The sequence below is a fragment of the Streptomyces sp. NPDC017520 genome (assembly GCF_044329855.1).
Lineage (GTDB): Bacteria > Actinomycetota > Actinomycetes > Streptomycetales > Streptomycetaceae > Streptomyces.
The window spans coordinates 23,818-47,122 of record NZ_JBIRKB010000012.1; the positions used below are offsets into that span (position 1 = coordinate 23,818).

Sequence of the window (23,305 nt, forward strand, 5' to 3'; positions counted from 1 at the left end):
CGGGGCCGGTCGTTTCACCGGCGGGGCCGGTCGTTCTCCGTCCGTGAAGTGATCGCGAAGTCCCGGTCAACGAGCCGTGAACGCAGGCCGACGAGGCCCGGATGGCGCAGGATTCGGCATTCCGGGGGGCTTCTCCCACGTAAGGGCCGCATGGCGTCGAACAAGCGTGTAGCTTGCCGGGGCAGGAGTCCGGGGGCCGGGCGTACAGGGGCTTTGAGGGGTGAGGACCGTGGGTGTGCGGCTCATGGTGGTCGACGATCACCGGCTGCTCGCCGAGGCACTCGCCTCGGCGCTGAAACTGCGCGGGCACCGGGTGCTCGCGGCGGCGGCACCGACGTCCGGGGCGGCGGAACTGGTCGTCAGCAGGGCCCCGGAGGTCTGTCTGTTCGGTACGGCCTCGCCTGCGGCCCCCGGCGTCTTCGACCCGATCACGCGCATCGGCCAGGAGCGCCCGCAGGTGGCGGTGGTGGTCCTCGGACCGGTGCCCAGCCCGCGCGGGATCGCCGCGGCGTTCGCCGCCGGGGCCGCGGGATACGTCCGGCACGACGAGCGCATCGAGGGCGTCGAGCGGGCCATGCTCAAGGCGCGGGCGGGGGAGAGCGCCGTCGCCCCGCAGCTGCTGCGGGGGGCCTTCGCCGAACTCCTCAACCCGACGGCCCAGCCCGACGACGAGGGGCGGCGGCTGCTGCGGATGCTGACCCCGCGCGAGGCGGAGGTGCTGGTGCGGGTCGCCGAGGGCGAGGGCACCCGGCTGATCGCGGCCGGCATGGACATCGCCCCGAGCACCGCACGCACCCACGTCCAGCGGGTCCTGATGAAGCTCGGCGTCGGCTCCCGCCTGGAGGCGGCCGCCCTCGCGGCCCGTACGGGACTGCTGGAGAGGGCCGCGGACGACGGCGGCACGCCGCGGGGGCCGTACCTCCCCGGACAGCGCGGGTGACGTACGGCCCCTGCGGGCACGGCGGACGAGCGGTGGGGCGGGTCAGCCCGCGTCGGACTCCGGCTTCGGGCCCGGGGCCGGGTCCGCTTCCGGGGCCGCCGGGGCCTCGGCAGGGCGCAGCTTCATCCAGACGAGGAAGAACAGGCCGAGCGCCAGCATGGCGAGACCCGTCCACAGGTTGATGTGGACGCCCTCGGCCTTCTTCAGGTCGGCCTCGGACGGGCTGACGCCGGCGATGGTGACGATCACTCCGTAGACCACGAACAGGCCGCCGATGATCCGCCGGATGTCGAAGAGACGGGCGGCGGTGGCGGACTTGCGCTCCAGCTCGGAGACTTCCTTGTGCAGGTCGGACATGGTGAGTTCCTCCGATCAGAACGAGTAGGGGATGTAGCAGGCGGCGGCGAGGACGATCGCGCCCCAGCCGAGCAGCGCGGGCTTGCGGTACCAGGCGCTGTCGGCCTCGTCGAGCGCCTCGTCGGGGTCCGGCGATTCGGTCCCGTACACCAGACCGGCCAGCTCCGCGTCGGGCTTCGGCGCGGTGAAGAGGGTGACGGCGACCATGACGACGGCTCCGGCGACGAATCCGACGATCGCGGAGACGAAGTTGGCGCCCTGGTCGGACGGGATGTCGATGACCCCGCCCTTGTAGATCCAGAAGTAGTTGACCATCGCGGCCCCGGTGCCCGCGACCAGCCCCCAGACACCGGACTTCATCGAGGCCCGCTTCCAGAACATGCCGATGATGAAGACGACGAACATCGGGACGTTGAAGAACGAGAACAGCGTCTGGAGGTAGCTCATGATGTTCGAGAAGCTGGCGGCGATGAACGCCGTGCCGATCGAGGCCAGGACACCGATCGCCGTGATCAGCCGCCCGAAGCGCAGGTAGTAGGCGTCCGGCTTGTCCTTCACCACGTACCGCTGCCAGATGTCGGTGGTGAACACCGTGTTGAACGAGGACACGTTGGCCGCCATGCCCGCCATGAACGCGGCGAGCAGACCGGTCACCGCGATGCCGAGCACGCCGTTGGGCAGCAGCTCCTGCATCAGCAGGGGTATCGCGTCGTTGTAGGTGAGGTCGGAGTCCGGGGTGCCGATCTTGGGCACGATCACGGCGGCGACCAGGCCCGGGATCATCACCGCGAAGACGATGAAGATCTTCGGGAAGGCGGCGATCAGCGGGGTGCGCTTGGCGGCGGAGAGGTTCTTCGCGGACAGGGCGCGCTGCACCTCGGCGAAGTTCGTCGTCCAGTAGCCGAAGGACAGCACGAAGCCGAGGCCGAGGATGATCGTCAGCCAGTTGGCGCCCAGCGGGTTGGCGTCACCGATGCCGGTGCCGCCCCAGGCGGTCATGAAGTCCCCGCCGTGCTGCTTCGTCAGCGAGTCGCTCATCGCGTCCCAGCCACCGACCCGCTTCAGGCCGAGGACGGTGAGGGGGATCAGCGCGGCGAGGATGACGAAGAACTGGAGCACCTCGTTGTAGATCGCCGAGGAGAGTCCGCCGATCGTGATGTAGACCAGCACGAACAGGCCCGCGACGACGATCGCGACCCACTGGGGCCAGCCGAGGAGCGCCTCCACGACGATGGACAGGGCGTAGAGGTTGACGCCCGCGATGAGGATGGCCGCGAAGGCGAAGAGCACGGAGCTGAGCAGGTGCGCGGACCTGTCGAACCGCTGGAGCAGGAACTCCGGCACGGAGCGCACCTTGGAGCGGTAGTAGAACGGCATCATCACCAGGCCGAGGAAGACCATGGCCGGGATCGCGCCGATCCAGTACCAGTGCACCACGGCGACGCCGTACTGCGCGCCGGTGGCCGCCATGCCGAGGATCTCGGTGGCGCCGAGGTTCGCCGCGACGAAGGCGAGCCCGGTCACCCAGGCGGGCAGCGACCGTCCGGAGAGGAAGAAGTCGAGGCTCGTCCTCACACTGGCACGGGCCGCGAAGCCGATGCCGAGCACGACGACGAAGTAGATCGCCAGGATGGCGTAGTCGAGCCCGTTCGTGGGGAGCCGGAGCCCTTCGGCAAGTGTGTGCATGGGGGTACTCGCTTCGTTGCGCGAACTGAACCCGTCGGAACCTACGCCTCTGTGTTCGAGAAATGAACAGTCTCCTTGGGGTTCTTTGTTCGATCGTGATCGAGTGCGGGTGAATGTCCGGGTATGCCGTAGAGAAAGTCCGGTGGGCCGTACGGAATCGAGAGTCGGAATCGAGAGTCACGCGCGGCCATTGACGCGTGTGTTTGCTTGTGATTTATTATGTGCGTTTATGTTGGGAGGATCTGGTGGAGGACCCTGGTGAAGAAGACGGTTACGACCCTCGCCGACGGCCGTGAGCTGATCTACTACGACTCCGCCGACGACACCGTCCGCGACGCCGTCGACCACCGCCCGCTGGATCCCGTATCGACCTCGTCCGAGATCCGCCGCGACCCGCTGCTCGGTGACGCGGTCGCCGTCGCCTCGCACCGCCAGGCGCGCACCTATCACCCGCCGGCCGACGCCTGTCCGCTCTGCCCCACGCGCGACGGACGGGCCGGCGAGATCCCCGACAGCGACTACGACGTCGCCGTCTTCGAGAACCGTTTCCCCTCCCTCGCCGGCGACTCCGGCCGCTGCGAGGTCGTCTGCTTCACCGCCGACCACGACGCGTCCTTCGCCGACCTCACCGAGGAACAGGCCGCCCTCGTCCTCGCCGCCTGGACCGACCGCACCGCCGAACTCGCCGCACTCGACCAGGTCACCCAGGTCTTCTGCTTCGAGAACCGGGGCGCCGAGATCGGCGTCACCCTCGGCCACCCGCACGGCCAGATCTACGGCTACCCCTTCGTCACCCCGCGCACCGAGCTGATGCTCCGCTCGGCCGCCCGCCACCGCGAGGAGACCGGCCGCAACCTCTTCGACGACGTGGTCGCCCGCGAGGAGAAGGACGGCTCGCGCGTCGTCCTCGCCACCGACCACTGGACCGCCTTCGTCCCGTACGCGGCCCACTGGCCCTACGAGGTCCACCTCCACCCCCGCCGCCGCGTCCCCGACCTGCGGCAGCTGGACGAGCGGGCGCGGACAGAGTTCCCACAGGTCTATCTGGAACTCTTGAGGCGCTTCGACCGGATCTTCGGACCCGGCGAGCCGCCGACCCCGTACATCTCCGCCTGGCACCAGGCGCCGTTCGGGGTCCCCGGACGGGACGACTTCGCCCTGCACCTGGAGCTTTTCACCATTCGCCGGACCTCCGGCAAGCTGAAGTTCCTCGCGGGGTCCGAGTCCGGCATGAGCGTGTTCATCAACGACGTGCCGCCGGAGGCCGCGGCCGAGCGACTGCGAGAGGTAGCGAGCAAGTGAGCGATTCCCCGAAGGCCGGCAAGCTCCCGAAGAAGTACCTGGTCACCGGCGGCGCCGGCTACGTCGGAAGCGTCGTCGCCCAGCACCTGCTGGAGGCCGGGCACACGGTGACCGTCCTGGACGACCTCTCCACCGGCTTCCGCGCGGGCGTCCCGGCCGGAGCCGCGTTCATCGAGGGCCGTATCCAGGACGCCGCCCGCCACCTCGACCCCTCCTACGACGGCGTCCTGCACTTCGCCGCCTTCTCCCAGGTCGGCGAATCCGTCGTCGACCCGGAGAAGTACTGGGTCAACAACGTCGGCGGCACCACCGCCCTGCTCGCCGCGATGCGCGAGCACGGCGTGCGCACCCTCGTCTTCTCCTCCACCGCCGCCACCTACGGCGAACCGGTCTCCAGCCCCATCACCGAGACCGACCCCACCGCCCCCACCAGCCCCTACGGCGCGTCCAAACTCGCCGTCGACCACATGATCAGCGGCGAGGCCACCGCCCACGGCCTGGCCGCCGTCTCGCTGCGCTACTTCAACGTGGCCGGGGCCTACGGCAGCTGCGGCGAACGCCACACGCCCGAGTCCCACCTCATCCCGCTGGTCCTCCAAGTGGCCCTGGGGCAGCGCGAGTCGATCTCCGTGTACGGCGACGACTACCCCACCCCCGACGGCACCTGCGTCCGCGACTACATCCACGTCGCCGACCTCGCCGACGCCCACCTGCTGGCCCTTCGGGCCGCAGCCCCCGGCGAGCACCTCATCTGCAACCTGGGCAACGGCAACGGCTTCTCCGTCCGCGAGGTCATCGAGACCGTCCGCAAGGTCACCGGCCACCCCGTCCCCGAGACCGCCGCCCCCCGCCGCGGCGGCGACCCGGCCGTCCTCGTCGCCTCCGCCGCCACCGCCGTCGAGCGCCTCGGCTGGCAGCCCTCCCGCGCCGACCTGGCCGGAATCATCGCCGACGCCTGGCAGTTCGCCCGCCGAGAGGACACGACCACCCCATGACCGAGACCACCGCCCCGTCCACGCCCCTCGCGGAGCCGGACGGGACCGACCCCGCCGTCACCTTCGCGGAGCCGGACGGGACCGACCCCGCCGTCACCTTCTCCGAGCTGTACGGGGGCGAGCCCGACGGCGTCTGGGCGGCACCCGGACGAGTGAACCTGATCGGCGAGTACACCGACTTCAACGACGGCTTCGTCATGCCGCTCGCCCTCCCGCACACCGCCGTCGCGGCCGTCTCCCGCCGCGACGACGGCGTCCTGCGCCTGTACTCGTCCGACGTCCCCGGCGGCGTCGTCTCCCTGCGCGTCGACGAACTCGCCCCGCACTCCGGCCACGGCTGGGCCGCCTACCCCGCCGGGGTGCTCTGGGCGCTGCGCGAGGCGGGGCACCCGGTCACCGGGGCGGACATCGCCCTGACCTCCACGGTGCCCACGGGCGCCGGGCTCTCCTCCTCCGCCGCCCTCGAAGTCGTCACCGCGCTGGCCCTGAACGACCTCTTCCACCTCGGCCTCACCGGACCCGAACTCGCCGTCGTCGGCCGTCGCGCCGAGAACGACTTCGTCGGCGTGCCCTGCGGGATCATGGATCAGATGGCCTCGGCCTGCTGCGTCGAGGGCCACGCCCTCCACCTGGACACCCGCGACCTCTCCCTGCGCCAGGTCCCCTTCGACCTGGCCGCCCAGGGCCTGACGCTGCTGGTCGTCGACACCCGGGTCAAGCACGCGCTCGGCGACGGGGCGTACGCGGAGCGCCGGGCCGGCTGCGAGGAGGGCGCCCGGCTGCTCGGCATACCGACGCTGCGCGACCTGCCGTACGCCGGTCTCGACGCGGCGCTCGCCGCCCTCGCCGACGCCGGGGCGGACGAGTCCGTCGTCCGCTACGTGCGCCATGTCGTCGGTGACAACCGCCGGGTCGAGCAGGTCATCGCGCTGCTCGACGCGGGCGACGTCCGCGCCGCGGGCCCCGTCCTGAACGAGGGCCACCGCTCGCTCCGCGACGATCTGCGGGTCTCCTGCCCCGAACTGGATCTGGTGGTCGAGGCGGCGAACGAGGCCGGGGCGCTCGGCGCCCGGATGACCGGCGGCGGCTTCGGCGGCTCGGCGGTCGTCCTGGTGGAGGAGACAGCGGCCCACGCCGTGGCCAAGGCCGTCAGCGGGGCGTTCGCGGCGGCCGGACACACGGCCCCGGGGATCTTCGACGCCATCCCGTCGGCCGGGGCGCGCCGACTGCGCTGACCCGGCCGACTGGGCTGAGCCCCTCGCGGAGCGCCGCGTTCACAGGTCCTTGACCAGGATGAACTCGGTGACGCCCGGCGGGTAGTCCGCGACCCGGCCGATCTCCTCGTACCCCTGTCCGCGGTAGAAGCCGGGGGCCTGGAAGTCCCAGGTCTCCAACCGCGACCGGGTGCAGGCGCGTTCGGTGCGGGCGGTCCGTTCGGCCTCGGCGAGCAGACGCGCGCCGAGGCCGGAGCCCCGGTGCGGGGCGTCGACCCAGAGCAGATCGACATGCAGCCAGTACGCCCAGGTCCGCCCGGTCAGCCCACCGGCCAGGTCCCCGTGCTCGTCCAACGCCCAGACCTCCAGCGGAACCTCGTTCTCGGCGGGGGTGGAGAGCAGTGCACGCAGGCCGGCCGCGGCCGCGATGTTGTCCTCGTGCAGACGCCCGCTCAGCAGAGTACGACGTTCTTTGTCTACTTCTGTCTCAAGACGGAACATGAATCACACCCTAAACACCCTGGGCGACCAGTTCGGCGAATCGCCTTCCCCCCGTGGCCCTCACCCGTACGCTGATGCTCAGCACCGGTGGGGGCCGGTGCTCATTCAGGGGAGCGAGAGAGCCGGGTACGGCGCCCGGGGGCGGGGCGGCAGGCGGTGCGAAGGCGGCGGCCGGAGCACAGCGGGCCGCGCCGATGCCTCCGGGCGCCGTACCCGCAGCTGTCCGCCCCCACCGATGGGGGTTCTGTGGCGCGTATCCGGGTTCTGGTGGTCGACGACCACCGCATCTTCGCCGAGTCGCTCGCGGCGGCTCTCGCGGCCGAGCCCGACGTGGACGTGTCCGCGGCGGGCAGCGGCCCGGCCGCGCTGCGCGCCCTGGAGCGCGCCGCCGCCGAGGGGCGCGGTTACGACGTGCTGCTGGTGGACGCCGAGTTGGGCGCCGAGACGGCCGGCAACGCACCCGCCGTCCCCGCGCCCCGGCAGGAGGAGACGGGTGTCGTCGACGGCATCTCCCTGGTCGCCGGGGTCAGTTCGGGCCGGCCCGCCGTCCGGTCCGTGGTGCTCGCCGAGAAGGACGATCCACGGGCCGCCGCACGGGCGCTCCAGGCGGGCGCCTCGGGCTGGGTGGCCAAGGACTGCTCGTTGCAGCGGCTGCTGGCGGTGATACGGGGCGTGCTGCGCGACGAGACGCATCTGCCGCCCGCGCTGCTCACCGGCGTACTGCGGGAGCTGACCGCCGCCCGCAAGCACCGCACCGAGAGCGAGCGGCTGGTGGAATCGCTGACGCCCCGGGAGCGGGAGGTGCTGCGCTGCATGGTGGCGGGGCTCGGCCGCAAGGCGGTCGCCGAGCGCCTGTTCCTCTCCCCGCACACGGTGCGCACCCATATGCAGAACGTGCTGGGCAAGCTCGGGGTGCACTCGACGCTGGCCGCGGTGGCGCTGGCCCGCCGGGCGGGGGTCGGCCCCGCCGAACCGCCCCCGGGGGGTCTCCGGCTAAGTGGGAATGTTGTCGAACGGGGCAGTCAACTGGCGCAGTAGCCCGGCCAGTTCGCCGCGCTGATGGCGGGAGAGCTCGCCGAGGATGGCGCGTTCCTGGTCGAGCAGTCCGGCCAGCGACTGGTCGGCCTTGTCGCGCCCCTCGGCCGTGAGCCGGACGAGGACGCCGCGCCGGTCGCTCGGGTCGGGCAGCCGCTCGACGAGGTTCTTCTTGGTCAGCCGGTCGATGCGGTTGGTCATGGTGCCGGAGGTGACCAGGGTCTGGGTGAGCAGTTGCCCGGGGGAGAGCTGGTACGGGGCGCCGGCCCGGCGCAACGACGTCAGCACGTCGAACTCCCACGGCTCCAGGTTGTGCTCGGAGAAGGCGATGCGGCGGGCCCGGTCGAGGTGGCGTGCCAGGCGGGAGACGCGGCTGAGCACCTCGAGTGGTTCCACGTCGAGGTCGGGGCGCTCGCGGCGCCATGCAGCGACCAGTCGGTCGACCTCGTCCTCCATAGCGATCAGTGTAGAGGGTCCCTCGACATGAAGTCTCTTGAATTCAAGTGTCTTGACATCAAGAGATTTTCGGCGTGATCCTGTTCCCCATGACCGCACCCGCCCAGCCCTCCTGGGACCCACAGCAGTACCTGCGCCACGCCGGCCACCGCACCCGCCCCTTCCACGACCTCCTGTCCCGCATCGGCGACCTCCCCGGCCACCCCGCACCCCGCATCGCCGACCTCGGCTGCGGCGCGGGCAACGTCACCGCCCTCCTCGCGGACCGCTGGCCGCACGCTCGGATCACCGGCTACGACACCTCGCACGAGATGCTCGCCGAAGCCGCCGCCCACGCCCGGCCGCCCCTGCTCGACTTCGCCGAGGCCGACGCCGCGACCTGGACGCCCACCGAGACGTACGGCCTGATCGTCTCCACCTCCGCACTCCAGTGGATCCCCGGCCACGCCGACCACTTCCCCCGCTGGCTCGACGCCCTCGCCCCCGGCGGAACCCTCGCCTTCCAGCTCCCCGGCAACTTCGCCGCCCCCAGCCACACCCTCCTGGCCGCCCTCCGCGCATCCGACCGCTGGCGCCCCCTGCTCCACGGCATCGGCGACCGCACCGCCTCCGCCCTGGACCCCGTCGACTACCTCACCCGCCTCCGCGACCTGGGCTGCACGGCCGACGTCTGGGAGACCACCTACCTCCAGACCCTCCACGGCGACGACGCCGTCCTCGACTGGGTCAAGGGCACCGCACTGCGCCCCGTCCTCACCGCCCTCGCCGACGACCCGACGGCCCGCGACGCCTTCCTCACCGAATACCGCGACCTGCTCCGCGAGGCCTACCCGCCCGGCCCGTACGGCACGGTCTTCCCGTTCCGCCGCATCTTCGCGGTCGCCCGGAAGGAGCCGGACGCGTAACCGGCGCTCTACAGCTCCTTGAGCGCGTCCGCCGAGACGTCGATGTCCACCGGGAACGGCACACCCGTCTTCAGCCGGTCGTGATGGATCCCGGTCAGCGCGTACGCCTTCGTCACCGGGTCCAGCTCGTAGACCCGCACGACGGGGTGCTGGTCGGTGCCGGTCATCTCGACGAGCCAGAAGTGCGGGATGCCCGCCGTGGCGTACTTGTGCGGCTTGGCCTCGCGGTCGCGGGCCTCGGAGTCGGGGGAGACGACCTCCACGGCGAGGAGGACGTCGGCGGCTTTGAAATGCGTCTGCTCAAGGCCTGTAGTGGCGGAAGTCTTCACGATGGACACATCGGGTTCTGGACCGTTGCGTTGGTCCAGCACCACCGTCATCTCACGTTCCACCTTCACATCGGCCGGAGCGATACTGCGCAGGCCATTCACCAGCAGGTCGATCGTCTTTTGGTGAAAGCGTCGCTGCGGACTCACGAAAACCAGGCTCCCGTCGATCAGCTCTGTGTGCGGCGGGAGATCGGGCAGCGTGAACAGATCGTCCACGGTGTATCCGTCCTGCGGGGGCACCGGCCAGCGGGAGCTGTGCGCGGTGGTCGGCTCGGCGGTCATGGTTCCTCCCATGGACGAATCCTCTGCCCTCCCGACCACACTACGGCGGGAAATCCGCACCCGTCATCACAACGGGTGACGACGTACGGAAGGGTCGCGCGGTCAGCTCTTCCGGTGCCCTATCAGCCGCGGCTTCGCCTCCAGGTTCTCCAGCCCGTGCCAGCACAGATTCACCAGATGGGCGGCCACCTCGGCCTTCTTCGGCTTGCGCACGTCCAGCCACCACTGGCCCGTCAGCGCCACCATCCCCACCAGCGCCTGCGCGTACAGCGGGGCCAGCTTCGGATCGAAGCCCCGGGCCTTGAACTCCAGGCCCAGGATGTCCTCCACCTGCGTGGCGATATCACTGATCAGCGACGCGAACGTGCCCGTCGACTGCGCCACCGGCGAATCCCGCACCAGGATCCGGAAACCGTCCGTGTACGACTCGATGTAGTCCAGCAGCGCGAACGCCGCCTGCTCCAGCAGCTCACGCGGATGGCCCGCCGTCAGCGCCCCGTTGACCATGTCCAGCAGCCGACGCATCTCGCGGTCGACCACCACCGCGTACAGGCCCTCCTTGCCGCCGAAGTGCTCGTACACCACCGGCTTGGACACCCCGGCACGCGCCGCGATCTCCTCCACCGACGTTCCCTCGAAACCCTTGTCGGCGAAGAGGGCGCGCCCGATGTCCAGCAGCTGCTCGCGGCGCTCCTTGCCCGTCATCCGGACCCGCCGGGCCCGGCGGGAGGGGGAGGGCCTGCTCTTCTCGCTGCTCGTGCTGCCTTCGGTCGCCACGTCGTCAATCATGCCGCGTCAGCCGGAACAGACGTCCGCCGGGAGTCGATACGCGCGGCGTCCGGCCACCGCACATCCGTGGCCCAGCCCAGCATCTCGAACCAGCGGATCAGCCGGGCACTGGAATCGATCTGCCCCCGCATCACCCCGTGACGGGCGCTCGTCGGATCCGCGTGGTGCAGGTTGTGCCACGACTCGCCGCACGACAGCACCGCCAGCCACCACACGTTCCCCGACCGGTCACGGGACTTGAAGGGCCGCTTGCCCACCGCGTGGCAGATCGAGTTGATCGACCAGGTCACATGGTGCAGCAGCGCCACCCGCACCAGCGAACCCCAGAAGAACGCCGTCGCCGCACCCCACCACGACATCGTCACGAGGCCCCCGACCAGCGGCGGAATCGACAGCGAGAGAATCGTGAAGGAGAGGAAGTGGCGCGAGATCCCCCGGATCGCCGGGTCCCTGATCAGGTCAGGGGCGTACTTCTGCTGCGGCGTCCGCTCCTCGTCGAACATCCACCCGATATGCGCCCACCACAGCCCCTTCATCAGGGCCGGCAGGCTCTCCCCGAACCGCCACGGCGAATGCGGATCACCCTCCGCGTCCGAGAACCGGTGGTGCTTGCGGTGATCGGCCACCCACCGCACCAGGGGCCCCTCCACCGCCAGCGAACCCATCACGGCCAGCGCGATCCGCAACGGCCGCTTCGCCTTGAACGAACCGTGCGTGAAATACCGGTGGAAGCCGATCGTGATCCCGTGACAGCCGATGAAATACATCGCCACCAGCAACCCCAGGTCCAGCCAGCTCACCCCCCGGCCCCACGCCAACGGCACCGCCGCGACCAGCGCCACGAACGGCACCACGATGAACGCCAGCAGCGCGAACTGCTCGATCGACCGCTTCCTGTCGCCGCCCAGCGTGGCAGGGGGCAACGGGGTCCCGGCCGCCCCGGGGGGCTCGGCCTCGTCGATCACATGGGGGGTGCTCTGCATGGGGGGACACCTCTGAGGGTGAGGGAGAAGGCTCGGACGGCCGTGGCTACGGTTCCGTAACCTACGGCTTGGTAAGTATGGCAGTGACCGGTACCACAACACGAGAGGACGCTCCCACCCGTCCCGCGCGATACCCCGCCCGCCCGCTGGGTAAGGGGATAGAGGCCCGGGTGCCCGGGCGGCGACCGCGACCCCGTCGGGGCAACGGACACGCCGCCTGCGACGACACCTATCCTGGGAGCGTCGGACAGCGCGGTCCGCACCCGCTCGTCGGGGCGTGGCGACAGCACCGCTGCCAGCCGCAGGGCCCCGGACCCCGCCAGCCGCCCCCACCACCACGCAACGGGGGACGGCGAAGCGAACGCACCTCCTCATTCACTGCAAGGAGCCGCACACTGTGAGCAGTGCCGACCAGACCCCTGCCGCCAGCCCCGCGCTGCGCGCCGACATCCGCCGCCTCGGCGACCTCCTCGGCGAGACCCTCGTCCGCCAGGAGGGCCAGGAGCTCCTCGACCTCGTCGAGCGGGTCCGCGCCCTGACCCGCACCGACGGCGAAGCCGCCGCCGAACTCCTCGGCGACACGGATCTGGAGACCGCCGCACAGCTCGTGCGCGCCTTCTCCACCTACTTCCACCTCGCCAACGTCACCGAGCAGGTCCACCGCGCCCACGAGATGCGCGACCGCCGCGCGGCCGAGGGCGGCCTGCTCGCCCGCACCGCCGACCGGCTCAAGGACGCCGACCCCGAGCACCTCCGCGAAACGGTCAAGAACCTCAACGTCCGGCCCGTCTTCACCGCACACCCCACCGAGGCCGCCCGCCGCTCGGTCCTCAACAAGCTCCGCCGCATCGGGGCCCTCCTGGAGACCCCGGTCATCGAGGCCGACCGCCGACGCCTGGACCTCCGCCTCGCCGAGAACATCGACCTCATCTGGCAGACCGACGAACTCCGCGTCGTCCGCCCGGAGCCCGCCGACGAGGCCCGCAACGCCATCTACTACCTCGACGAACTCCACGCGGGCGCCGTCGGAGACGTCCTGGAGGACCTCGCCGCCGAGCTGGAGCGCGTCGGCGTCGAACTGCCCGCCGGCACCCGCCCCCTCACCTTCGGCACCTGGATCGGCGGCGACCGCGACGGCAACCCCAACGTGACCCCCGCCGTCACCTGGGACGTCCTGATCCTCCAGCACGAGCACGGCATCACCGACGCCCTGGAGATGATCGACCACCTCCGCGGCCTCCTCTCCAACTCCATCCGCTACGCCGGAGCCACCGAGGAACTCCTCACCTCCCTCCAGACCGACCTGGAGAACCTCCCCGGCATCAGCCCCCGCTACAAGCGGCTGAACGCCGAAGAGCCCTACCGCCTCAAGGCCACCTGCATCCGCCAGAAGCTCGTCAACACCCGCGAGCGCCTCGCCGAAGGCACCCCCCACCGCCCCGGCTGCGACTACCTCGGCACCGCCGAACTCATCGCCGACCTGGAACTCATCCAGACCTCCCTGCGCGAACACAAGGGCGGCCTCTTCGCCGACGGCCGGATGGACCGCACCATCCGCACCCTCGGCGCGTTCGGCCTCCAGCTCGCCACCATGGACGTACGCGAACACGCCGACGCCCACCACCACGCCCTCGGCCAGCTCTTCGACCGGCTCGGCGAGGAGTCCTGGCGCTACACCGACATGCCCCGCGACTACCGGCAGAAGCTCCTCGCCAAGGAACTGCGCTCCCGCCGGCCGCTCGCCCCCACCCCCGCCCCGCTCGACGCGGCCGGCGAGAAGACCCTCGGTGTCTTCCACACCATCAAGCAGGCCTTCGAACGCTTCGGCCCCGAAGTCATCGAGTCCTACATCATCTCCATGTGCCAGGGAGCCGACGACGTCTTCGCCGCCGCCGTCCTCGCCCGCGAGGCCGGACTCCTCGACCTCCACGCCGGCTGGGCCAAGATCGGCATCGTCCCGCTCCTGGAGACCACCGACGAGCTCAAGGCCGCCGACGTCATCCTCGACGCCATGCTCGCCGACCCCTCCTACCGCCGCCTCGTCTCCCTGCGCGGCGACGTCCAGGAGGTCATGCTCGGCTACAGCGACTCCTCCAAGTTCGGCGGCATCACCACCTCCCAGTGGGAGATCCACCGAGCCCAGCGCCGCCTCCGCGACGTCGCCCACCGCTACGGCGTACGCCTGCGCCTCTTCCACGGCCGCGGCGGCACCGTCGGCCGGGGAGGCGGCCCCTCCCACGACGCCATCCTCGCCCAGCCCTGGGGCACCCTGGAGGGCGAGATCAAGGTGACCGAACAGGGCGAGGTCATCTCCGACAAGTACCTCATCCCCGCCCTCGCCCGCGAGAACCTGGAACTGACCGTCGCGGCCACCCTCCAGGCCTCCGCCCTGCACACCGCGCCCCGCCAGTCCGACGAGGCCCTCGCCCGCTGGGACGCGGCGATGGACACCGTCTCCGACGCGGCCCACGACGCCTACCGCAAGCTCGTCGAGGACCCCGACCTCCCCGCGTACTTCCTCGCCTCCACCCCGGTGGACCAGCTCGCCGACCTGCACCTGGGCTCGCGGCCCTCCCGCCGCCCCGGCTCGGGCGTCTCCCTCGACGGCCTGCGGGCCATCCCGTGGGTCTTCGGCTGGACCCAGTCACGGCAGATCGTGCCCGGCTGGTACGGCGTCGGCTCCGGCCTCAAGGCCCTGCGCGAAGCCGGACTCGACACCGTCCTCGACGAGATGCACGAGCACTGGCACTTCTTCCGGAACTTCCTCTCCAACGTGGAGATGACGCTCGCCAAGACCGACCTGCGCATCGCCCGGCACTACGTCGACACACTCGTCCCCGACGAACTGAAGCACGTCTTCGACGCCATCGAGGCCGAGCACGCCCTGACCGTACGGGAAGTCCTCAAGGTCACCGGCTCCACCGAACTGCTCGGCACCAGCCCGGTACTCCAGCAGACCTTCGCCATCCGCGACGCCTACCTGGACCCGATCTCCTACCTCCAGGTATCGCTGCTGGCCCGCCAGCGCGAGGCGGCGGCACGCGGCGAGGAAGCCGACCCGCTGCTCGCCCGCGCCCTGCTGCTCACCGTCAACGGTGTCGCGGCAGGACTCCGCAACACCGGCTGAGCCCCCCCGGAACGCGAAGTGCCCCCGTCGGCCGAGCCGGCGGGGGCACTTCGCTCTTCAGCCCGTCCCGTGCCACCGTCGACAGGGATGAGCCGACGGAGAGCGGTTCAAGATTGTCTCCGGTGGGGCCTTCGGGCGCCTCGCGGTCGGTGCGGTGCGGTGCGGTCCTCGGCCCCGGACGTCAGCGCTGGGCGGCCGACTGCTGTGCCTTGCGGCGGCGGGTCACCAGGAAGGCGCCGACACCAGCGAGGGCGACGGCGGCGGCGGCCATCATGCCCACCGGGGCGCTGGAACCGGTCTCGGCCAGATCGCCCGTGCCCGTGCCCGTGCCCTTGTCCGTGCCGGTGCCCGCGTCGCTGCCCGTGCCCGTGCCGGTGCCCGTGCTCTCCGAGGCGGACGGAGCCACACTCGGGGACTCCGGCATGGTCGTGGCCGGAGCGGTGGCCGACGGGGTCGAGCCCGGCTCGTCGGTCGGCGTGCCCGTGGGGGTGTCCGTCGGAGTGCCGGACGGGGTGTCAGTCGGGGTGCCGGTCGGAGTGCCGGTCGGAGTGCCCGACGGCGTCGGGGTCACCGAGGCCGGGCAGGTGTGCGACAGGTTGAACTTGTTGTGCTTGACCGTGCCCGTGATCTCCGCCTTGATCGCGGTCAGCTCGGCACCCGGCTCGGAAACGGCGTAGGCGTGGTCGTCCTTCGGCGGCCCGAAGACCGTGATCTCCTGCTCGCCGCCCGGCTCGAAGGTGACCGTCAACTTGGTGAAGGTCGCGGTGTTACCAGGGAGTATGAAGTGCCAGCCGTCCTTGTCGGCCGGAACGCCCGGGCATTCCTCAGCGGCCTTTCCGTCGGCGAACTCGGCTGCTGTCACCGGGAGTTCCTGGCGGAGAGTAGGGTGGCTCGAACTGCCGCCGGTGGCTGCGGCGGCCGGGGCCAGCACGAGACAGCTCGTCACGGCGGCGACCAGCGCGCCGAACGGGGTCAGGAAACGTTGCATGGGGACTCGTCCATCTGAGAGGCGAAGGTTGCCGTGGAGGGCGGCGGGGGCAGCGTAGCCCCACCACCGAGTCGCCTCTGACGCGCCAGATCACCACCATGGCGACCGTCCCTCGGGCCCCCGGTCACACCACGAGGAAGATCGCCACCACGAGCGCCCCGCCGCACCCCGCCAGCGACCACGCCGTCCGCTTCGCCCGCAGCCCGCCCGCGGCCAGCGGGGCCGCCAACAGCATCGCCCCGCCCAGTGGCAACCAGGCGTGCAGACCACCACCCCACCCGGTCCGGATCGCCACATCGGCCCCCGGCTTCACCACCACAGGCAGCCCCCGGCCGGTGCGGACCGCCACCGACCGCTCGATCGTCACCGTGGCGCGCGGCGCACCTCCGCCGTCCGGAACATAACGGCCGCTACACGTCTGCTCACCGCACGCGGCCACCGTGAGCACGCCGTGGTCACGCCCCTCGGGCAACAGGACGTGGTGCGCCGACTCCCACGAGGTCCAGACTCCCGCGGCAAGGAGGAGCATGATGATCAGGACCACGGCGACGCTACGGACGTAAGTCATGAGCCGCGATCGTACAGTCGCACCCATCCGGGCGGCCGGTCAGGAGTTGTACGCGCTCTGCGCCCGCTCCAGCCCCTCCGCCAGCAGACACTCCACCGCGTCCGCCGACCGGTCCACCAGGAACGCCAGCTCCTTGCGCTCGGTCGACGAGAAGTCCTTCAACACGAAATCCGCCACCTGCATCCGCCCCGGCGGCCGCCCGATCCCGAACCGCACCCGGTGATAGTCCGGACCCATCGCCTTCGTCATCGACTTCAGCCCGTTGTGCCCGTTGTCGCCGCCACCCAGCTTCAACCGCAGCATCCCGTAATCGACGTCCAACTCGTCATGGACCGCCACGACATGATCCGTCGGCACCTTGTAGAAGTCCCGCAACGCCGTCACCGGCCCGCCCGACAGATTCATGTACGACATCGGCTTCACCAGGACCACCCGACGGCTCCCCGGACCCGGCGGACCCATCCGCCCCTCCACGACCTGCGCCTGCGCCTTCTGCGCCCGCTTGAACTTCCCGCCGATCCGCGTCGCCAGCAGATCGGCGACCATGAACCCGACGTTGTGCCGGTTCGCCGCGTAGTCGGGACCCGGATTGCCCAGGCCCACGATGAGCCAGGGTTCGGTGGCGTCGGACATCAGCGCTCGGTCTCCTCGCACGCAGGGACAACAGGGACGGCAGGGACAACAGGGACGGCCCGTACGGCAGGTACGGAACGTAGGGCCGGGACGGCAGGCAAACGGGGCGGCGGCTCCCGAAAGGGAACCACCACCCCGTCAGTCAAGCAGGTGGAACGGTGAGCGGTGCGGCTCAGGCCTCGGTGGTCTCGCCGGCCTCGCCCGCGGACGGCTCCTCGGCCTGCGCGGCGACGACCTGGATCACGACGGCGTCCTCGTCACCGGCGAGCACGGAGCCCTTCGGCAGCGCGATGTCCTTGGCGAGGATCGAGTCACCGGCGTCCAGGCCCGCGACGGAGACCGTCACGGACTCGGGGATGTGGGTGGCCTCGGCCTCGACGAGCAGCGTGTTCAGCACGAACTCGAGAAGGTTGGCGCCCGGCGCCAGGTCGCCCTCGGCGTGCACCGCGATCTCGACGTTGACCTTCTCGCCGCGCTTCACGGTCAGCAGGTCGACATGCTCGATGGTGCTCCGGAGGGGGTGACGCTGCACAGCCTTCGGGATGACCAGCATGTCCTTGCCGTCGATCTCCAGACCGATGAGGACGTTGGCCGTACGCAGCGCCAGCAGCAGCTCGTGGCCCGGCAGCGTGACGTGGACCGGCTCGGCGCCGTGGCCGTAGACGACCGCGGGAACACGGTTGGCACGACGCACACGGCGGGCGGAGCCCTTGCCGAACTCGGTACGGACCTCGGTGGCGAGCTTGATCTCAGCCATGGTTGCACTCCTCGTCAGGTGGGTGAGCCGTCGGGAGACGGAACACGAACGGTCACCCGGCCCACGACAGGCCTGCTACGAAGAGCGCGTCGATAACGGACCGCCGTACACACAGGTACGGCCTCCCTCGCCGAGCAACTCGCTGAGTCTACCCGGCGGGGAGGCCGCACCCCAAAGTGGATCACCCGAGGGTGATCGTCACCGCTGTCAGCCCTGCTCCTCGAAGAGGCTCGTCACCGAACCGTCCTCGAACACCTCACGCACCGCACGCGCGATCGTCGGCGCGATCGACAGCACCGTGATCTTGTCCAGCTCCAGCTCACCCGGGGTCGGCAGCGTGTCCGTGAACACGAACTCGCTCACCTTCGAGTTCTTCAGCCGGTCCGCCGCCGGACCCGACAGCACCCCGTGCGTCGCCGTCACGATGACGTCCTCCGCACCGTGCGCGAACAGCGCGTCCGCCGCGGCACAGATCGTGCCACCGGTGTCGATCATGTCGTCGACCAGCACACAGACCCGGCCCTCGACGTTGCCCACGACCTCGTGCACCGAGACCTGGTTCGGCACGTCCTTGTCACGACGCTTGTGCACGATCGCCAGCGGCGCGTCCAGCCGGTCGCACCAACGGTCGGCGACCCGCACCCGACCCGCGTCCGGCGACACGATCGTCAGCTTGGAACGGTCGACCTTCGCACCCACGTAGTCCGCCAGGATCGGCAGCGCGAACAGGTGGTCCACCGGGCCGTCGAAGAAGCCCTGGATCTGGTCCGTGTGCAGGTCGACGGTGAGGATCCGGTCCGCACCCGCCGTCGCCATCAGATCCGCCACCATGCGCGCCGAGATCGGCTCACGGCCACGGTGCTTCTTGTCCTGACGGGCATAGCCGTAGAACGGCACGATCACCGTGATGGAGCGGGCCGAAGCGCGCTTCAGCGCGTCCAGCATGATCAACTGCTCCATGATCCACTTGTTGATCGGAGCCGTGTGGCTCTGGATCAGGAAGCAGTCCGCGCCACGTGCCGACTCCTGGAACCGCACATAGATCTCACCGTTGGCGAAATCGAAGGCCTTCGTCGGCACGAGACCGACTCCCAGCTGATGGGCGACCTCCTCGGCAAGCTCGGGGTGGGCGCGGCCGGAGAAGAGCATCAGTTTCTTCTCGCCGGTCGTCTTGATCCCGGTCACAGCACAGTCTCCTCAGACGTGTATCTGGCGCTGCACGCATAGGTCCCGATGTGCAACGAGCCAGCCGAAATGGGTGAGCATCTATCACGGTACGCCGTCACCGGCGCACCTGTTTCCGGTCAGCTTTGCCCGTCGGTCTCCTGCGACGACGCCTGAGCCGCCTGCGCGGCCGCGCTGCCCGGCCGCTTCCGGGCCACCCAACCCTCGATATTCCGCTGCTGGCCCCGCGCCACGGCCAGCGAACCGGCGGGCACGTCCTTCGTGATGACCGACCCGGCGGCGGTGTAGACCCCGTCCCCCACCGTGACCGGTGCCACAAACATATTGTCCGAACCAGTACGGCAGTGAGAGCCGATCGTCGTGTGGTGCTTCGCGACACCGTCGTAGTTCACGAAGACGCTCGCCGCACCGATGTTGGTGTGATCACCGATCGTCGCGTCCCCGACGTAACTCAGGTGCGGGACCTTGGTCCCTTCCCCGATCGTCGCGTTCTTCATCTCCACGTACGTACCGGCCTTGGCCTTCGTCCCCAGCCGGGTGCCCGGCCGCAGGTAGGCGTACGGGCCCACCAGCGCCCCCGCCCCGATCTCGGCCGAGTCCGTCACGGAGTTGTCCACCCGGGCGCCGGCCCCGACGACGGTGCTCTCGATCCGCGAGTTCGGCCCCACCTCGCTGTCCTCCGCGAGGTGCGTGGTCCCCAGCAGCTGGGTCCCCGGGTGCACGACAGCGTCCCGCTCGTACGTCACCGTCGCGTCGATCAGCGTGGACGACGGGTCCACCACGGTCACGCCCGCGAGCATCGCCCGCTCCAGCAGCCGCTCGTTGAGCAGCCGGCGAGCCTGCGCCAACTGGAGCCGGTTGTTGATGCCGAGGATCTCCCGGTGGTCGCCCGCCACGGAGGCCCCGACCCGGTGCCCGGCCTCGCGCAGGATGGACAGCACGTCGGTGAGGTACTCCTCGCCCTGGCTGTTGTCGGTGCGCACCTTGCCCAGCGCCTCGCCCAGCAGCCGCCCGTCGAACGCGAACACCCCGGAGTTGATCTCCCGGATCGCCCGCTGCTCGTCGGTGGCGTCCTTGTGCTCGACGATCTCGGTGACCGCACCGGTGGCGGGGTCGCGCACGATGCGCCCGTACCCGGTGGAGTCGGGGACCTCGGCGCTCAGGACGGTGACCGCGTTGGCGTCGGCGGCGTGGGTGGCGGCGAGCGCGCCGAGCGTCTCGCCGGACAGCAGGGGGGTGTCGCCGCACACGACGATCACGGTCCCGTCGACGGCCCCGCCCAGCTCCTCAAGACCCATGCGGACGGCGTGACCGGTCCCGTTCTGCTCGGCCTGGAACGCGGTGCGCACGGGGGCGTCGCCGGCGTTCAGGTGCGCGGTGACCTGCTCGCTGGCGTGGCCGACGACCACGACGAGGTGCTGGGGGTCCAGCTCACGGGCGGCAGCGACGACATGTCCGACGAGCGAGCGCCCGGAGATCTCGTGCAGGACCTTGGGGGTCTTCGACTTCATGCGGGTGCCCTCACCCGCTGCGAGGACGACGACGGCTGCCGGGCTGGTTGCGCTCACGGATGTGCCCTTCGGCTTCGGGTGGTGGTCATCCGCAGGATACCGGGGGTGTTTCCGGTGGAAACGGGGGCGGGCCCCGACCGGTGTGGTCGGGGCCCGCGAAGCCGCTCCGCCGCTAGGACTCGAACCTAGACCGAACACCTCCAAAGGGTGCCGTGCTGCCAATTACACTACGGCGGAACATGCGTCAGCCGGGCAAGGTGAGACCCTGCCCGAGAACGCTGCCGTCTACTATGCCGCACCACCACCCTTCGATGCGACGGTAGAGGTCAGCGCTTTGTCGGACCTGGATCACCAGACAGCCGCGATAGTCCGTGCCGACGTTCTTGCGGTTGGTCTTCGGGTTGTGCTTCTTGAGTGTGGTCTTGCCGAACGATGCGACGTCGGTCCCAGCGAGATCTGCCCAGTAGTCCAGGGCTGAGGGCACATCGGCCGATTCGTGGATCATCACGTGGAAGCGAAGCCGGTCGTGGTCGACCTTGAGAAGGGTGAGCCAGGCCAGGAAGACCTGGATCATGTCGGGGTCGCTGTTCACGAAGGCCACGCGTTCCCGGCGCGCATGAGGCTTGTCCTTGGTGCCCTCGGCCCAATACAGCCCGACGCCCAAGAGAAACAGTTCACGTTCCGACAAGGCGCCGATCTCACGCTCTGCTGCTCCCTTGGCCGCCTGGCGCTCTGTCTCGCGTCGTTGCAGGGTCGCTTCCCATCCCCGCCTCGCGATCGCTGACGCTTCTTCCTTTGTGCGTGGCTCCGGCTTCGGCAGATCCCGCACCCACAGTGAGATGGACCCCTTGGAGCACCCCAGCTCCACCTGGATCTGGTCGTAGGTCATGCCCTGGAGCCGCAGCTCCCGGGCTTTCGCCCGTACGTCGTCCTTGGCGTTCGGGCGCTTCGTCCACTCGGGGGCGGGCTCGCCCTGGAGCAGCCGGTTGAGGATGTCGTTGTTGTCGACGTGGAGCCGGTCGCGGATCTGGCGGCGGCTGAGCCCCTCCCGGCGCAGCGCCACCGCGCGCTCGCGCAGGCCCTCGAAGTCGGCGTACTTGCCTGTGGTTTCCGTCATACGGGGATCGTCGTCCGGAATGCGGACGTCCGGGTCGAAAGTGCTGTCGATTCGCCATTTCAGGCGATCGGCATGCGTTTCGTGCTTGTTCGAACGCGGAACGTGCTGTTGCCGGTCACCCGAAATTGGGATGCGTCCGCCCGTAGGCTGGATGCCATGACCGCAACGGGGGCAGACCGGGAAGCGGCGGGATCGACCACCCGCGGCTACTGGTGGTGGGAGCGGCGACGTGGTGTCGCCCTGGACGTGGGACTGGCGCTGGTGTCGGCGCTGGAGTGTGGCCTGGAGGGGGTGGAGTTCGCCGGGAACACCGGGATGCCGGTGCCGGTGGGCGTGGTGTTCGGGCTGTTGGCGGGTTCGGTGCTGCTGGTGCGCCGGCGGTGGCCGATCGCGGTGGTGCTCGTGACGATCGCGATGACGCCCGCCGAGATGGGCTTCCTGATGGCCCTCGTGGGCCTCTACACGCTGGCCGCGTCCGAGGTGCCGCGCCGGATCACCGTCGTGCTGGCGGGGATGGCGCTGGTGGGGACGTTCATCGTCACCTGGGTGCGGCTGCGGCAGAGCGTGGCGGAGCAGGCCGACTTTGGGCCGGGGGACTGGTACGTCCCGCTGATGTCCGGCTTCATGGCGGTGGGGCTCACGGCCCCGTCCGTGCTGTTCGGCCTCTACATAGGGGCCAGACGCCGTCTGATGGAGAGCCTGCGGGAGCGGGCCGATTCGCTGGAGCGGGAGCTGTCGCTGCTCGCGGACCGGGCCGAGGAGCGGGCCGAGTGGGCGCGTACGGAGGAGCGGACGCGGATCGCCCGGGAGATGCACGACGTGGTGGCGCACCGGGTGAGCCTGATGGTGGTCCATGCCGCGGCTCTCCAGGCGGTCGCGCCGAAGGATCCGGCGAAGGCCGTGCGTAACGCGGCGCTGGTCGGGGACATGGGCCGGCAGGCGCTGACGGAGTTGCGCGAGATGTTGGGGGTGTTGCGCACGGGGGACGCGTTGACCGCGCCGGCCGCCGCGGGGGCGGTTCCGCTGGCGTCGGTGCGGAAGGCGGCTGTCGCGGCGGCTGCCGCTGCCGCGTCCGAGGACGGGCCCCGGCTGCATGAGCTGGAGGCGTTGGTGGCGCAGTCGCGGCAGGCGGGGATGGTCGTGGAGTTGTCGGTGGACGGTGATGCGCGGCCGTATCCGCCGGAGGTCGAGCAGACGGCGTTCCGGGTGGTGCAGGAGGCGCTGACGAACGTGCACAAGCATGCGGCGGGCGCGAAGACGTGGGTACGGCTCGCGCATCGGGAGGCCGAGGTCGCGATGCAGGTGGAGAACGGTCCTTCGGACTCGGCGGCGGCGGATGCGGGGCTGCCGAGCGGGGGGAACGGGCTGGTGGGGATGCGGGAGCGGGTGTTGGGGCTGGGGGGTGTGTTCGTGTCCGGTCCCACGGACGCGGGGGGCTTCCGGGTTTCGGCGGTGCTCCCGGACGCGTTGGGCGACGCCTGAGGCCGAGGTGTGTGGGCCGTACCGTTCAGCCTGCCCGGCGTGGGCTGCCTACTTCGGCCCGCTTGCGTGGAGGGCCGCCCGTTTCAGCCCGTCCGGCGTTGGCCACCCGCTTCGCCCCGCTTGCGTGGGGCCGCACCTTCCAGCCCGTCCGGCGTTTGAGGAC

General features: G+C 70.4%; 22 protein-coding genes and 1 tRNA gene. 8 read left to right on the forward strand and 15 right to left on the reverse strand.

Annotated features, from left to right (window positions below):
* Window positions 1-229: 229 nt before the first annotated feature.
* Window positions 230-940 (forward strand): LuxR C-terminal-related transcriptional regulator, encoded by a 711-nt coding sequence (locus ACH4KB_RS26370; protein WP_398068379.1) that lies wholly within the window; start codon window positions 230-232, stop codon window positions 938-940.
* A 42-nt stretch (window positions 941-982) separates the two neighbouring features.
* On the opposite strand, the gene ACH4KB_RS26375 is transcribed toward ACH4KB_RS26370, so the two are convergent.
* Together ACH4KB_RS26375 and ACH4KB_RS26380 are read right to left on the reverse strand one after the other, a co-directional pair.
* Window positions 983-1,297: a hypothetical protein gene (locus ACH4KB_RS26375; protein ID WP_398068380.1), complete on the reverse strand. Its 315-nt coding sequence runs from the start codon at window positions 1,295-1,297 to the stop codon at window positions 983-985.
* 15 nt (window positions 1,298-1,312) lie between these two features.
* On the reverse strand, window positions 1,313-2,983 hold the full coding sequence (locus ACH4KB_RS26380) for a sodium:solute symporter family protein (RefSeq protein WP_398068381.1): 1,671 nt from the start codon (window positions 2,981-2,983) through the stop codon (window positions 1,313-1,315).
* A 258-nt stretch (window positions 2,984-3,241) separates the two neighbouring features.
* On the opposite strand from ACH4KB_RS26380, the gene galT reads away from it, so the two are divergent.
* The 3 genes from galT to galK are packed head-to-tail and all read left to right on the forward strand — an operon-like array spanning window position 3,242 to window position 6,515.
* A complete protein-coding gene (gene galT, locus ACH4KB_RS26385; RefSeq protein ID WP_398068382.1) occupies window positions 3,242-4,285 on the forward strand; it encodes a galactose-1-phosphate uridylyltransferase in 1,044 nt (347 codons plus the stop codon).
* On the forward strand, window positions 4,282-5,280 hold the full coding sequence (gene galE / locus ACH4KB_RS26390) for a UDP-glucose 4-epimerase GalE (RefSeq protein ID WP_398068383.1): 999 nt from the start codon (window positions 4,282-4,284) through the stop codon (window positions 5,278-5,280). The genes galT and galE overlap by 4 nt, the downstream gene beginning before the upstream one ends.
* Window positions 5,277-6,515: a galactokinase gene (galK, locus tag ACH4KB_RS26395; RefSeq protein ID WP_398068384.1), complete on the forward strand. Its 1,239-nt coding sequence runs from the start codon at window positions 5,277-5,279 to the stop codon at window positions 6,513-6,515. The genes galE and galK overlap by 4 nt, the downstream gene beginning before the upstream one ends.
* Before the next feature lie 39 nt (window positions 6,516-6,554).
* Here the strand turns inward: galK and ACH4KB_RS26400 are convergent, their stop codons facing one another.
* Window positions 6,555-6,995: a GNAT family N-acetyltransferase gene (locus ACH4KB_RS26400; RefSeq protein WP_398068385.1), complete on the reverse strand. Its 441-nt coding sequence runs from the start codon at window positions 6,993-6,995 to the stop codon at window positions 6,555-6,557.
* A gap of 246 nt (window positions 6,996-7,241) precedes the next feature.
* On the opposite strand from ACH4KB_RS26400, the gene ACH4KB_RS26405 reads away from it, so the two are divergent.
* Entirely contained in the window at window positions 7,242-8,033 is a 792-nt protein-coding gene (locus ACH4KB_RS26405; RefSeq protein ID WP_398068386.1) for a LuxR C-terminal-related transcriptional regulator, read from the forward strand.
* On the opposite strand, the gene ACH4KB_RS26410 is transcribed toward ACH4KB_RS26405, so the two are convergent.
* Window positions 7,989-8,486, reverse strand: a complete 498-nt coding sequence (locus ACH4KB_RS26410; protein ID WP_274344888.1) for a MarR family winged helix-turn-helix transcriptional regulator — start codon at window positions 8,484-8,486, stop codon at window positions 7,989-7,991. The two genes, ACH4KB_RS26405 and ACH4KB_RS26410, sit on opposite strands and share 45 nt — an antisense overlap.
* Window positions 8,487-8,575: 89 nt before the next feature.
* On the opposite strand from ACH4KB_RS26410, the gene ACH4KB_RS26415 reads away from it, so the two are divergent.
* Window positions 8,576-9,391, forward strand: coding sequence for a trans-aconitate 2-methyltransferase (locus ACH4KB_RS26415; RefSeq protein WP_398068387.1), 816 nt, complete (start codon window positions 8,576-8,578; stop codon window positions 9,389-9,391).
* An 8-nt stretch (window positions 9,392-9,399) separates the two neighbouring features.
* Here the strand turns inward: ACH4KB_RS26415 and ACH4KB_RS26420 are convergent, their stop codons facing one another.
* The 3 genes from ACH4KB_RS26420 to ACH4KB_RS26430 form a co-directional block, all read right to left on the reverse strand.
* Window positions 9,400-10,002 (reverse strand): Uma2 family endonuclease, encoded by a 603-nt coding sequence (locus ACH4KB_RS26420; protein ID WP_398068508.1) that lies wholly within the window; start codon window positions 10,000-10,002, stop codon window positions 9,400-9,402.
* Window positions 10,003-10,104: 102 nt separating this feature from the next.
* A complete protein-coding gene (locus ACH4KB_RS26425; RefSeq protein WP_398068388.1) occupies window positions 10,105-10,791 on the reverse strand; it encodes a TetR family transcriptional regulator in 687 nt (228 codons plus the stop codon).
* On the reverse strand, window positions 10,788-11,774 hold the full coding sequence (locus ACH4KB_RS26430; RefSeq protein ID WP_398068389.1) for an acyl-CoA desaturase: 987 nt from the start codon (window positions 11,772-11,774) through the stop codon (window positions 10,788-10,790). The genes ACH4KB_RS26425 and ACH4KB_RS26430 overlap by 4 nt, the downstream gene beginning before the upstream one ends.
* Before the next feature lie 397 nt (window positions 11,775-12,171).
* On the opposite strand from ACH4KB_RS26430, the gene ppc reads away from it, so the two are divergent.
* Window positions 12,172-14,901 carry a phosphoenolpyruvate carboxylase gene (gene ppc / locus ACH4KB_RS26435; RefSeq protein ID WP_398068390.1) on the forward strand — a complete coding sequence of 910 codons (2,730 nt, stop codon included), beginning with the start codon at window positions 12,172-12,174 and terminating at the stop codon, window positions 14,899-14,901.
* Between the two features lie 181 nt (window positions 14,902-15,082).
* Here the strand turns inward: ppc and ACH4KB_RS26440 are convergent, their stop codons facing one another.
* The 8 genes from ACH4KB_RS26440 to ACH4KB_RS26475 form a co-directional block, all read right to left on the reverse strand.
* Complete coding sequence (locus ACH4KB_RS26440; protein ID WP_398068391.1) at window positions 15,083-15,889, reverse strand: LPXTG cell wall anchor domain-containing protein; 807 nt, start codon at window positions 15,887-15,889, stop codon at window positions 15,083-15,085.
* A gap of 124 nt (window positions 15,890-16,013) precedes the next feature.
* Window positions 16,014-16,457 carry a hypothetical protein gene (locus ACH4KB_RS26445; protein WP_398068392.1) on the reverse strand — a complete coding sequence of 148 codons (444 nt, stop codon included), beginning with the start codon at window positions 16,455-16,457 and terminating at the stop codon, window positions 16,014-16,016.
* Window positions 16,458-16,496: 39 nt separating this feature from the next.
* Window positions 16,497-17,090 carry an aminoacyl-tRNA hydrolase gene (gene pth / locus ACH4KB_RS26450; RefSeq protein WP_398068393.1) on the reverse strand — a complete coding sequence of 198 codons (594 nt, stop codon included), beginning with the start codon at window positions 17,088-17,090 and terminating at the stop codon, window positions 16,497-16,499.
* 172 nt (window positions 17,091-17,262) lie between these two features.
* A complete protein-coding gene (locus ACH4KB_RS26455; RefSeq protein ID WP_398068394.1) occupies window positions 17,263-17,847 on the reverse strand; it encodes a 50S ribosomal protein L25/general stress protein Ctc in 585 nt (194 codons plus the stop codon).
* Between the two features lie 207 nt (window positions 17,848-18,054).
* Window positions 18,055-19,032, reverse strand: a complete 978-nt coding sequence (locus ACH4KB_RS26460; protein WP_015609053.1) for a ribose-phosphate diphosphokinase — start codon at window positions 19,030-19,032, stop codon at window positions 18,055-18,057.
* A gap of 119 nt (window positions 19,033-19,151) precedes the next feature.
* Complete coding sequence (gene glmU, locus ACH4KB_RS26465; protein WP_398068395.1) at window positions 19,152-20,600, reverse strand: bifunctional UDP-N-acetylglucosamine diphosphorylase/glucosamine-1-phosphate N-acetyltransferase GlmU; 1,449 nt, start codon at window positions 20,598-20,600, stop codon at window positions 19,152-19,154.
* A gap of 107 nt (window positions 20,601-20,707) precedes the next feature.
* Window positions 20,708-20,780, reverse strand: a tRNA-Gln gene (locus ACH4KB_RS26470).
* A 7-nt stretch (window positions 20,781-20,787) separates the two neighbouring features.
* A complete protein-coding gene (locus ACH4KB_RS26475; RefSeq protein ID WP_398068396.1) occupies window positions 20,788-21,660 on the reverse strand; it encodes a hypothetical protein in 873 nt (290 codons plus the stop codon).
* A 156-nt stretch (window positions 21,661-21,816) separates the two neighbouring features.
* Between ACH4KB_RS26475 and ACH4KB_RS26480 the strand changes: the two genes are divergently transcribed.
* On the forward strand, window positions 21,817-23,142 hold the full coding sequence (locus ACH4KB_RS26480) for a sensor histidine kinase (RefSeq protein WP_398068397.1): 1,326 nt from the start codon (window positions 21,817-21,819) through the stop codon (window positions 23,140-23,142).
* Window positions 23,143-23,305: the final 163 nt, after the last annotated feature.